The 11,515-nt window shown below is 64.9% G+C and carries 7 protein-coding genes and 1 tRNA gene; 6 read left to right on the top strand and 2 right to left on the bottom strand.

Translation table 11 applies throughout. The features are described 5' to 3' along the window. Positions 1–7: 7 nt before the first annotated feature. Complete coding sequence (gene trmFO, locus GGR03_RS03885) at positions 8–1,429, bottom strand: methylenetetrahydrofolate--tRNA-(uracil(54)-C(5))-methyltransferase (FADH(2)-oxidizing) TrmFO (protein ID WP_183206216.1); 1,422 nt, start codon at positions 1,427–1,429, stop codon at positions 8–10. Positions 1,430–1,880: 451 nt separating this feature from the next. Further along, positions 1,881–2,024 (bottom strand): DUF1127 domain-containing protein, encoded by a 144-nt coding sequence (locus tag GGR03_RS03880; RefSeq protein WP_183206215.1) that lies wholly within the window; start codon positions 2,022–2,024, stop codon positions 1,881–1,883. Between the two features lie 390 nt (positions 2,025–2,414). On the opposite strand from GGR03_RS03880, the gene GGR03_RS03875 reads away from it, so the two are divergent. From GGR03_RS03875 to lon, 6 genes are all read left to right on the top strand, one after another. Then, positions 2,415–2,499, top strand: a tRNA-Leu gene (locus GGR03_RS03875). A gap of 77 nt (positions 2,500–2,576) precedes the next feature. Further along, positions 2,577–3,941: a trigger factor gene (gene tig, locus GGR03_RS03870; protein WP_183206214.1), complete on the top strand. Its 1,365-nt coding sequence runs from the start codon at positions 2,577–2,579 to the stop codon at positions 3,939–3,941. Positions 3,942–4,131: 190 nt separating this feature from the next. Continuing rightward, the gene (locus GGR03_RS03865; RefSeq protein ID WP_183206213.1) at positions 4,132–6,498 is read left to right on the top strand and encodes a mechanosensitive ion channel domain-containing protein; all 2,367 of its coding nucleotides are present in this window, start codon (positions 4,132–4,134) and stop codon (positions 6,496–6,498) included. 171 nt (positions 6,499–6,669) lie between these two features. Further along, positions 6,670–7,302 carry an ATP-dependent Clp protease proteolytic subunit gene (locus GGR03_RS03860; RefSeq protein ID WP_163041866.1) on the top strand — a complete coding sequence of 211 codons (633 nt, stop codon included), beginning with the start codon at positions 6,670–6,672 and terminating at the stop codon, positions 7,300–7,302. A 219-nt stretch (positions 7,303–7,521) separates the two neighbouring features. Further along, positions 7,522–8,790 carry an ATP-dependent Clp protease ATP-binding subunit ClpX gene (gene clpX / locus GGR03_RS03855; protein ID WP_163041865.1) on the top strand — a complete coding sequence of 423 codons (1,269 nt, stop codon included), beginning with the start codon at positions 7,522–7,524 and terminating at the stop codon, positions 8,788–8,790. Positions 8,791–9,015: 225 nt separating this feature from the next. Beyond that, positions 9,016–11,436 carry an endopeptidase La gene (gene lon / locus GGR03_RS03850; protein ID WP_183206212.1) on the top strand — a complete coding sequence of 807 codons (2,421 nt, stop codon included), beginning with the start codon at positions 9,016–9,018 and terminating at the stop codon, positions 11,434–11,436. Positions 11,437–11,515: the final 79 nt, after the last annotated feature.

The raw sequence follows: 11,515 nt of genomic DNA, 5'->3' as shown, positions 1-11,515 counted from the left end.
GGCAGGATCACTCCGCCGCGTCGGCGAGCGCCCGGGGCGAAAGCCATGCGGCGAAGTCCGCCAGTGCCCGTGCCGACATCGCTTTCTTGCGAGCGGCAGATTTCTCCTTGCCGCGGAAGCGTTTCATCCCTTCCGGCTTCTGGACCGCACCCGGCTCGAGCGGCGGAAACAGACCGAAATTGACGTTCATCGGCTGGAAGGAGCGCTTGCCGCCTTCCTCCTCGTGGGCGAGGTGACCACCGGTGATGTGGGCGAGCAGCGCGCCGGTCGCCGTGGTCTGCGGGGGCGGCGCGATCTCCGTACCCAGCGCCTCGGCAGCAGCGAAGCGTCCCGCGATAAGGCCGATCGACGCCGATTCGACGTAGCCCTCGCAGCCGGTGATCTGGCCGGCGAAGCGTACGTGCGGCATCGCCTTGAGCCGCAGGCGCGCATCGAGATGCACCGGCGAGTTGAGATAGGTGTTGCGGTGCAGGCCGCCCAGCCGGGCGAACTCGGCGTTTTCGAGCCCGGGGATCATCCGGAAGATCCCGGCCTGGGCGCCGTGTTTCAGCTTCGTCTGGAAGCCGACGATATTGTAGAGCGTGCCCAGCGCATTGTCCTGGCGCAGCTGCACCACGGCATAGGGCTTGATGTCCGGCTGATGCGCGTTGGTGAGGCCCATCGGCTTCATCGGCCCGTGACGCAGCGTCTCCGGCCCGCGCTCCGCCATCACCTCGATCGGCAGGCAGCCGTCGAAATAGGGCGTGCCTTCCCATTCCTTGAATTCTGTGCGGTCGCCCTCGACCAGCGCCGCGACGAAGCGCTCGTAGGTTTCCTTGTCGAGCGGACAGTTGATGTAGTCCTTGCCGGTCCCGCCCGGCCCGACCTTGTCGTAGCGCGACTGGAACCAGGCCTTGTCGAGGTCGATCGAATCGAAATGCACGATCGGCGCTATGGCGTCGAAGAACGCCAGCGCGTCGGCACCTGTAGCAGCGCGGATGGATTCCGCGAGCGCCGGAGCAGTCAGCGGCCCGGTCGCGACGATGGACGAGCCCCATTCGGCCGGAGGCAGGCCGTCGACCTCACCGCGCTCGATCCGGATCAGCGGATGCGACTCGATCGCCGCGGTGACGGAAGCGGCGAACCCGTCGCGGTCCACTGCCAGCGCGCCGCCGGCGGGCACCTGATGGGAATCGGCGGCCCGCATGATCAGCGAGCCGGCCAGTCGCATCTCGGCGTGCAGCACGCCGACGGCATTCGACTCGGCGTCGTCCGAACGAAACGAGTTGGAGCAGACGAGTTCGGCGAGATGCTCGGTCTTGTGCGCCTCGGTGCCGCGGGTGGGGCGCATCTCGTGCAGCACCACGGGCACGCCCTGTTCGGCGATCTGCCATGCGGCTTCCGAGCCGGCGAGGCCGCCGCCGACGATGTGAATGGGCTTGTTTGACATCGGCAGAGTCTAGCAGCGCGGCGCGCTTGCCGGAAGGGCCGACGGGTCGCACCAGGACACCACAAACGAAAACGCCCGTCAGGGGGAGGACCTGACGGGCGTCGCTACTGTACCTGCGCTGGGAGGAGGATGCGCAGGCCACTATCCGCTCGGGCCCGGGAGGAGGTGGGCCGTCGCGAAACCAATTTCCCGGCACGCTCGCCGGGGGGAGGACCCGGCGAGCGACCAAGAAAAACCCGCGCGCTTGGGAGGAGGATGCGCGGGTCGACATTCGCCTTAAGCCCAGGGAGGAGAGGGCTCTCGGCGAAATCTGCAATTCTGTGCGCCCGCCGGGGGGAGGACCCGGCGGGCGACTTAGGTGAGACTGCCGATTGGGAGGAGGAGTGGCAGCCCCGTATCCGCTAGGACCCGGGAGGAGGTGGGCCGTCGCGAAACTCGATGTCGTCAGGCGTCAGCCGATTGCGCGGCGAGCCAGGGAAGGGATGTCGGCACGCGAGATGCCGAGGTCGGACAACTCGCGCTGGGACAGTCGGTTCAACTCATTGACCGTCTCGCGGTAGCGCCGCCAGTTGCTGTAAGAGCGCATGATGTTCATGTCGTATCGCCTGTATGCGATTTCAATCGATTGAAGCGGTTTCGCTGATTTGGCTGCGCCGCTTCGGTGTTTGGAAGTTAGGTGGCCGGCGCCGCCGTCGCTAGACACGAATGCGCATAACAGCCTTGCGCTTGGTGCAATGCAACATAGCCTTGGTTCGCATAAGCGAATCAGCAGCTTGCGCGAATGTCGCAGGAAGCTGCCGTCGGCGGCATCCCTCGCCGGCCGCCCCCGCCGCCGCGGCGGCGGGTATTATTCGGCGCCGCCTGATCCGCAAACCGGTCTTTTTCGGCGATATCTCCCGGAATTTCCCGGGAGATTGCCCTTTCGTGCCCCGGACACGGGTGATATAGAGGCCGGCGCCTCGCGTCGCCCTTTGTCGGCGCTCCTGCGGGTGTGGCGGAATTGGCAGACGCACTTGGTTTAGGTCCAAGCGCCGAGAGGCATGGGGGTTCAAGTCCCTCCACCCGCACCAGTCTGCTGCTGACGAATTCGTGACAAGCCCGACCGCGTGACGGATCGGCTCTTATCAAGATCAAGAAGGTATCGAGAATGCAGGTAACGGAAACCAAGGCCGAGGGCCTGAAGCGCGAGATCCAGATCGTCGTGCCGGCTTCGGACCTTGAAGCGCGCCTCCAGACACGGCTCTACGAAGCCAAGGACCGGGTGCAGCTGAAGGGTTTCCGGCCGGGCAAGGTGCCGATCTCGCACATGCGCAAGATGTACGGCAAGTCGATGATGGCGGAGATCGTCAACCAGATCATCAACGAGACGCCGCGCAACGTTATCGCCGAGCGCAACGAGCGCTCCGCGATGCAGCCGGAAATCGTGATGACCGAGGACGAGGGCGAGGCCGAGAAGGTTCTCGACGGCAAGTCCGACTTCAGCTTCACGCTCTCCTACGAGACGCTGCCGACCTTCGAGCTGAAGGATACGAGCGGCATCAAGATCGAGCGGCCGATCGTCGAGATCGCCGACGAGGAAGTCGACGAGCAGGTCAAGCGCATCGCCGACAGCGCCAAGACCTACGAGCCGAAGGACGGCAAGGCCGAGACCGGCGACCGCGTGACGATGGACTTCGTCGGCAAGGTCGACGGCGAGCCCTTCGACGGCGGGACGGCGAGCGACTCCAATCTCGTGCTCGGCTCCGGCCAGTTCATCCCAGGCTTCGAGGACCAGCTGATCGGTCTTGCCGCCGGCGACGAGAAGGTCGTCGAGCTGACCTTCCCCGAGGATTACGGCGCCGCGCATCTCGCCGGCAAGGCTGCGACCTTCGACGTCACCATCAAGTCGGTGGCAGCTCCGCTCGAGACCGAGATCGACGACGAGCTGGCCAAGAAGCTCGGCATCGAATCCGTCGCGCGCCTCAAGGAAGTGGTGCGCGAGCAGATCGAGAGCCAGTACGGCGTCGCGACCCGCCAGAAGGTCAAGCGGCAGCTGCTCGACGCGCTGGACGAGACCTACGATTTCGAGCTGCCGGAGAAGCTGGTCGAGGCCGAGTTCGGCAACATCTGGACGCAGGTCCAGAACGAGCTGACGCAGGCCGGCAAGTCGTTCGAGGACGAGGACACGACCGAGGACGAGGCGCGCGCCGAATATCGCCGCCTCGCCGAGCGCCGGGTCCGTCTCGGGCTGGTGCTCTCGCAGATCGGCGAGAAGGCCAACGTCCAGATCACCGACGAGGAACTGCAGCGGGCGATGTTCGAGCAGCTTCGTCGCTATCCGGGGCAGGAGCAGCAGCTCTACGAATATTTCCAGAAGAACCCCGACGCGCTCGCCAGCCTGCGTGCGCCGATCTACGAGGAGAAGGTCGTCGACCACCTCCTGGCGGAAGCCGACGTCACCGACAAGACGGTCACCAAGGAAGAGCTGATGGCCGAGGACGAGGACGACAAGGCGCTGACCGCCGCGTCCTGATCCCTGCCACTCAAGAAATGAGCTTGAAAGGGCCGGCGCAAGTCGGCCCTTTTCGTTAGGCGCCTCAGTCTCGTCAAAGCGCCCCGAAATAGGAATGTGGCTTCCGGCGAGACCATGCCGGCGGCGGTCGGAACGGAATCTGCCGCTCCCCGCACCTCTCTGGCACCGAGGCAAATACGGTTCTTCCTGCATGACGCATCTTCGCCCTGTCGCTCTTCTCGCCGGTCTCATCGCGCTGCTCCTCTGGACGGGCGCGGTACAGGCGCAGATGCCGAGCCTGTCGCTCGGCACCGGTACGGAGGAGGCGGCTGGCGCCGACGAGCCATCGCTCGACGAGCTGATCCGGATCCTCGAGAGCGACGACACGAGAGCCCGCCTGATCGAATCGCTCAGGGCGGCTGCCTATCGCGCGCCGGCTGAGGCCGGGGCGGGGGATCCTGTCGCCGAGGCCGCGGCGTTGACGTTGCCCGGCCGGATCGCCGTCTACACCCGCGCCGTCGTCGGCAGTCTCGGGGAGACATGGACGCATCTGCGCGACAGCGGCTCGGCATCGCTCGCCATGCTCTCGGGCGCAGGGCGCATCAACATTCCGCGGATTTTCGAGGCGGTGGCGCCGGTCGGGCTGGTGGCCGTCATGGTCTTCCTGATCCTGGCGCTCGGGCGGCTTGCCAAAACGCCGATGTTCCGACGGCTGGCGCGCGGCGCCGAGCATGCCGGGCCGCTGCGGAAGCTGGCGTTGCTCGTCGTCTCGGCGCTGGCAGACGCGCTGTCGATCTTTCTCTGCTGGGCCGGCGGCTATCTCGTGGCGACGATCTTCAACGACGGCCGCCCCGGCATCAACCAGGCGCTGTTCCTCAACGCGTTCCTGCTGATCGAGATGATCAAGGTCGGCGTCGCCGCCTTCGTGTCCCCGGGCTACCCGCAGCTGCGTCTGACGCCGTTCTCCGACCGGCAGGCGCGATATTGGTATTTCTGGATATCCCGGCTGATCTCGATCCTCGGCTATACGTTCCTATTCGTGGCCCCGATCGTCCAGCAGGCCTCCAGCGACGCCGCCGCCGACGCGGTGCGCTTCGTCGTCGTGTTCGTGACGCTCGGTCTGACGATCGGGCTCATCCTGCGCAATCGCGGCGTCGTCCGCGAGCGGCTGAAGCGGGCGAAGCACCGCGGCGACAAGAGCTTCGGTGCACGCGTCAACGCCTTTCTCGGGCAGATCTGGTGGCTGCTCGCCATCGGCTTCGCGCTGACCGTGTTCATTGTCTGGCTGCGCAGCCCGGAAACGGGCCTCGCCTTCCTGGCGACGGCGTCGCTCAAGTCCGTGGCGGCGATGGCTGTCGGCGGGCTGATCGTCTCGGTGCTGTCGCGGGTGATCGCCAGCGGCATTCCTATCCCGCAGACCGCCAAGGATCGGTTGCCGCTGCTCGAGAAGCGGGTCAACTCTTTCATTCCGAACGCCCTGACGGTGATCCGGGTGATCGTGATCCTGATCGTCGTTGCGTATATTCTCGAGGCGTGGAGCCTGCTCAGCGTCAGCGGCTGGCTGGCGACGTCGCTCGGCCAGCTCTTCGTCGGCAGTATCATCGGAGCCGGGATCGTGCTGGTGCTCGGCGTCGGGGTCTACATCGCCGTCTCCTCTTGGGTCGAGTACCGGCTCAACCCGCATTACGGCACCGTCCCCACCGCGCGGGAGCGCACGCTCCTGTCGCTGTTCCGCAACGCCTTCACCATCACCATGGTGGTGGTGGTGACCATGCTGGTGCTTTCGCAGCTCGGCATCAACATCGCCCCGCTGCTCGCGGGTGCCGGCGTCGTCGGTCTCGCCGTGGGTTTCGGCGCGCAGAAATTCGTCCAGGACATCATCACCGGGGCATTCATCCAGGTTCAGAACGCGATGAACGAGGGCGATATCGTCGAGGTGAACGGCATTTCAGGAACGGTGGAGCACCTGACGGTGCGCTCGGTCGGCCTCAGGACCGTCGAGGGAACGTGGTACCTGATCCCGTTCTCGTCGGTCGACCAGGTGGCCAATTTCTCCAAGGACTTCGCCTATTACGTCGCCGACGTCGGCGTCGCCTATCGCGAGAACATCGACGACGTGAAGCAGATGATGCACGACGCCTTCGACGAGCTGAAGCAGGGCGCGGTGGGCGAGAACCTGATCAGCGAGTTCGACATGTGGGGCGTCCAGGAGCTCGGCAATTCGGCCGTGGTTATTCGTGGTCGGGTGATGACCAAGCCGGGTACCCAGTGGGGTATCGGTCGCGCCTACCGCGAGATCGTCAAGCGCATGGCGGACGAGCGCGGCATCGAGATCCCGTTCCCGCAGACGACGGTCTGGTTCGGCGAGGACCGCAAGGGCAGGGCGCCGCCGGTGCGGGTCGAGGCGCAGGACGCTCCGGAGGGTGCCCGGCCGGTCGAGAGCCTGCCGCCGGTGTTCGAACCGGGCGAGCCGGCGGAGCGCGGCGGCGGCTCGCAGCATGGTTCGGTGGACGCCGCCGGTAAGCCAATTCCGCCCGGCGAAAGCGATATCGACAGCTCGGGCGATGGGCGCGGCTGATCCCCGGCGGCATGGACGGACCGGCGACACGGCAGAGGCTAAAAGCGGCTGCTTCCAAGCCGCCTTGCACTGGCCGATTGCAAAGCCCTATCTACGGGGTCACAGGCCCAACCCGATTCTGTGGTGCCACCGTCCGGTGATCGCCATCCGACCAAGCAGCGAGACGCTTCCATGACACATCCCGTCGAAACCGCGATGAACCTCGTCCCGATGGTGGTCGAGCAGACCAACCGCGGCGAGCGCGCCTACGACATCTTCTCCCGGCTGCTCAAGGAGCGGGTGATCTTCATCACCGGTCCCATCGAGGATTCGATGGCGACGCTGGTCTGCGCCCAGCTCCTGTTCCTCGAGGCCGAGAATCCGAAGAAGGAAATCGCCCTCTACATCAACTCGCCGGGCGGCATCGTGACCAGCGGCATGGCGATCTACGACACGATGCAGTTCATCCGGCCCGCCGTGTCGACGCTGTGCATCGGCCAGGCCGCCTCGATGGGTTCGCTGCTGCTCTGCGCCGGCCACAAGGACATGCGCTTCGCCACCCCGAACGCCCGCATCATGGTGCATCAGCCGTCGGGCGGCTTCTCCGGACAGGCGTCGGACATCGAGCGCCATGCCCAGGACATCATCAAGCTGAAGCGCCGGTTGAACGAGGTCTATGTCGAGCACACCGGCCAGGATTACGAGACCATTGAACGGACGCTCGATCGCGACCACTTCATGACGGCGGAAGAAGCGCGGGAGTTCGGCATCGTCGACAAGGTCTACTCCTCGCGGGTGGCCCTCGAGACCGAGGTCAAGAGCTAGGACGCCACGTCACGGCCACACTTGCGGGCGGATAATGCCGGCCAGGGTGTTAAGCGCCACTCAAGCATTCGCCACTACGCTGTAATGTGCGACAATGTGCGGTGCGAAATCGCAGTCCTGCCCCGGCAGGTCCTATGCGAGCCGGTGAAGTGGCAGTAGGCTCGACGCGGAAGCGATAAACGGATTCCCTGGAGGGGACCGGATCGGAAGGAAAGACGAATGAGCAAAACGAGCGGCGGCGATTCCAAGAACACGCTCTATTGCTCTTTCTGCGGAAAGAGCCAGCACGAAGTCCGTAAGCTGATCGCCGGGCCGACGGTTTTCATCTGCGACGAATGCGTCGAACTCTGCATGGACATCATCCGCGAGGAAAACAAATCCTCGATGGTGAAGTCGCGCGAGGGCGTGCCGACGCCGCAGGAGATCATCGCGGTTCTCGACGACTACGTTATCGGCCAGTCCTTCGCCAAGAAGGTCCTGTCGGTCGCCGTGCACAACCACTACAAGCGTCTCGCGCACGCGGCGAAGAACAACGACGTCGAGCTTGCGAAGTCCAACATCCTGCTGATCGGTCCGACCGGCTGCGGCAAGACGCTGCTGGCCCAGACGCTGGCGCGGATCCTCGACGTGCCCTTCACGATGGCGGACGCAACGACGCTCACCGAAGCCGGCTATGTTGGCGAGGACGTCGAGAACATCATCCTGAAGCTGCTGCAGTCGGCCGACTACAACGTCGAGCGGGCGCAGCGCGGCATCGTCTATATCGACGAGATCGACAAGATCAGCCGCAAGTCCGACAACCCGTCGATCACCCGCGACGTGTCGGGCGAGGGCGTGCAGCAGGCGCTCTTGAAGATCATGGAAGGCACGGTCGCTTCCGTGCCGCCGCAGGGTGGCCGCAAGCATCCGCAGCAGGAGTTCCTGCAGGTGGATACGGCCAACATCCTGTTCATCTGCGGTGGCGCCTTTGCCGGTCTCGACAAGATCATCTCGGATCGCGGCCGCAAGACCTCGATCGGCTTCGCGGCGAACGTCGCCTCGCCGGACGAGCGGCGCACCGGCGACGTTTTCCGCCAGGTCGAGCCCGAGGATCTCCTGAAGTTTGGCCTGATCCCCGAGTTCGTCGGCCGTTTGCCGGTCCTGGCGACGCTCGAGGATCTCGACGAGCCGGCGCTGGTGCAGATTCTGGAGCAGCCGAAGAACGCGCTGGTCAAGCAGTACCAGCGGCTGTTCGAGATGGAGAATGTCGAGCTAACCTTCCATTCGGACGCGCTGACGGCGATCGCCCGCAAGGCGATCGAGCGCAAGACCGGGGCGCGTGGCCTGCGGTCGATCATGGAGGCGATGCTACTCGATACGATGTTCGACCTGCCGACGCTGGAAGGCGTGCAGGAGGTCGTTATCTCCGAGGACGTGATCGAGGGGAATGCGCGGCCGCTCTATATCTACGCGGATCGCAGCACCGAGAAGGAGAACGTCAGCGCCTGACGTTCCTCCATTTCGGGATTCTCTGAGGACGGACCGGAGCCCGTCCCGGCTTCCCGCCGGGGCGGGCTCTTTGGTGACGGTTTGATGACCGGTGCGTAGCCTGCAACCGCTTGAATGGCAGGGGGTCCCTGCCCAGATAGTGATCATTGAGGCGTTCGCCGCGGATGCTTGATGAAGGTCTGCCGCGGACGGCCTGCACGGCGTGATGCCGTAGAAAGGAACACCATGTCCCATACATCCGAACGTTCCGGCGGGGGCGAGGCCAGTCTCTACCCGGTCCTGCCTCTTCGCGACATCGTCGTGTTCCCGCACATGATCGTCCCGCTCTTCGTCGGCCGCGAAAAGTCGATCAAGGCGCTCGAGGAAGTGATGGGCGCGGACAAGCAGATCCTGCTTGCCACCCAGAAGAACGCCGGCGACGAGGATCCGGCCGCCGATGCGATCTACGAGGTCGGCACGGTGGCAAACGTCCTGCAGCTGCTCAAGCTGCCCGACGGGACCGTCAAGGTGCTTGTCGAGGGCATCGACCGCGCGCGGATCGAGAGCTTCACCGCTCGCACCGAGTGGCACGAGGCCTATGCCGACATCATCGAGGAAGCCGACGAGGATCCGGTCGAGATCGAGGCGCTGGCGCGCTCGGTGGTCTCCGAGTTCGAGAACTACGTCAAGCTGAACAAGAAGATCTCGCCGGAAGTCGTTGGTGCCGCAGGGCAGATCGACGACTATTCCAAGCTTGCCGACACGGTCGCGTCGCATCTGGCGATCAAGCTGCCCGAGAAGCAGGAAATGCTGAGTCTCGTCAGCGTGCGCGAGCGGCTGGAGCGCGCACTCGGCTTCATGGAGTCCGAGATTTCGGTTCTTCAGGTGGAGAAGCGCATCCGCTCGCGCGTCAAGCGCCAGATGGAGAAGACGCAGCGCGAGTACTACCTCAACGAGCAGATGAAGGCGATCCAGAAGGAGCTCGGCGACGGCGAGGACGGTCGCGACGAGATGGCCGAGCTGGAAGACCGCATCAAGAAGACCAAGCTCTCGAAGGAAGGCCGCGAAAAGGCCAACGCCGAGATGAAAAAGCTGCGGCAGATGTCGCCGATGTCGGCCGAGGCGACGGTGGTTCGCAACTATCTCGACTGGCTGCTCGGCCTGCCGTGGGGCAACCGCTCGCGCGTCAAGATCGACCTGAAGAAGGCCGAGGAGATCCTCGACACCGAGCATTACGGTCTGGAGAAGGTCAAGGAGCGGATCATCGAGTATCTGGCGGTGCAGAGCCGGCAGTCGAAGCTCAAGGGTCCGATCCTGTGCCTCGTCGGACCTCCCGGCGTCGGCAAGACCTCGCTGGCGAAGTCGATCGCCAAGGCGACGGGGCGCGAATATGTCCGCATGGCGCTTGGCGGCGTACGCGACGAAGCGGAGATCCGCGGTCACCGGCGGACCTATATCGGCTCGATGCCCGGCAAGGTCATCCAGTCGATGAAGAAGGCCAAGAAGACCAATCCGCTCTTCCTGCTCGACGAGATCGACAAGATGGGCCAGGACTTCCGCGGCGATCCGTCGTCGGCCCTGCTCGAGGTGCTCGATCCGGAACAGAACGCCACCTTCATGGACCACTATCTGGAGGTCGAATACGATCTGTCGGCGACGATGTTCGTGACTACCGCGAACACGCTGAACATCCCGGCGCCGCTGATGGACCGGATGGAGATCATCCGGATCGCCGGCTACACCGAGGACGAGAAGGTCGAGATCGCGCGACGGCATCTGCTGCCCAAGGCTATCAAGGACCACGCCCTGAAGCCGGAGGAGTTCTCGGTCAGCGAGGACGCCCTGCGCGAGATCGCCCAGCGGTACACCCGCGAGGCGGGGGTGCGCAGCTTCGAGCGGGAACTGACGAAGCTTGCCCGCAAGGCGGTGACGCAGATCCTCAAGGGCGAGGCGACGAAGGTCGAGGTCACGGCGGCGAACCTGTCGGACTATCTCGGGGTCACCCGCTACCGCTATGGCGAGGCGGAATCCGAGGACCAGGTCGGTGTCGTCACCGGTCTTGCCTGGACCGAGGTCGGCGGCGAGCTGCTGACGATCGAAGGCGTGATGATGCCGGGCAAGGGCAAGATGACCGTTACCGGCAACCTCAAGGAGGTGATGAAGGAGTCGATCTCCGCGGCGGCGTCCTACGTCCGCTCGCGCGCGCTCGACTACGGCATCAAGCCGCCGCTGTTCGAGAAGCGGGACATCCACGTCCACGTGCCGGAGGGCGCGACGCCGAAGGACGGTCCGTCCGCGGGCGTCGCGATGGCGACCGCCATCGTGTCGGTACTGACCGGCATTCCGGTTCGCCGGGACATCGCGATGACCGGCGAGATCACGCTGCGCGGTCGAGTCCTGCCGATCGGCGGCTTGAAGGAGAAGCTGCTGGCGGCGCTGAGGGGCGGCATCAAGACGGTGCTGATCCCCGAGGAGAACGCCAAGGATCTCGCCGAGATCCCGGACACCGTGAAGAACCGGATGGAAATCATCCCGGTCTCGCGCATGGGCGAGGTGCTCAAGCATGCCCTCACGGAGCCGCTCGTGCCGGTCGAGTGGTCCGAGAAGGAGGAGCCGATGACGGGCACTCCGCTGGTCGACGACGGCGCGACGGCTGTTGCCCACTGAGCGCATCTGGCGCTTTTATCGAAAATGCCGCCCTCCGGGGCGGCATTTTTTTTGCAAAGTCCCCGGAATCCGGCACTTT

Source organism: Aurantimonas endophytica (assembly GCF_014196845.1).
Taxonomy (GTDB): Bacteria; Pseudomonadota; Alphaproteobacteria; order Rhizobiales; family Rhizobiaceae; genus Aurantimonas; species Aurantimonas endophytica.
The sequence above is the reverse complement of the archived record's forward strand: the minus strand, read 5'-3'. Positions and strand labels throughout refer to the sequence as shown.

Excerpts from the sequence above, each read along its gene's own strand:
- trmFO (WP_183206216.1), bottom strand. The coding sequence starts at position 1,429 with ATGTCAAACAAGCCCATTCACATCGTCGGCGGCGGCCTCGCCGGCTCG.
- GGR03_RS03880 (WP_183206215.1), bottom strand. The coding sequence starts at position 2,024 with ATGAACATCATGCGCTCTTACAGCAACTGGCGGCGCTACCGCGAGACG.
- tig (WP_183206214.1), top strand. The coding sequence starts at position 2,577 with ATGCAGGTAACGGAAACCAAGGCCGAGGGCCTGAAGCGCGAGATCCAG.
- GGR03_RS03865 (WP_183206213.1), top strand. The coding sequence starts at position 4,132 with ATGACGCATCTTCGCCCTGTCGCTCTTCTCGCCGGTCTCATCGCGCTG.
- GGR03_RS03860 (WP_163041866.1), top strand. The coding sequence starts at position 6,670 with ATGACACATCCCGTCGAAACCGCGATGAACCTCGTCCCGATGGTGGTC.
- clpX (WP_163041865.1), top strand. The coding sequence starts at position 7,522 with ATGAGCAAAACGAGCGGCGGCGATTCCAAGAACACGCTCTATTGCTCT.
- lon (WP_183206212.1), top strand. The coding sequence starts at position 9,016 with ATGTCCCATACATCCGAACGTTCCGGCGGGGGCGAGGCCAGTCTCTAC.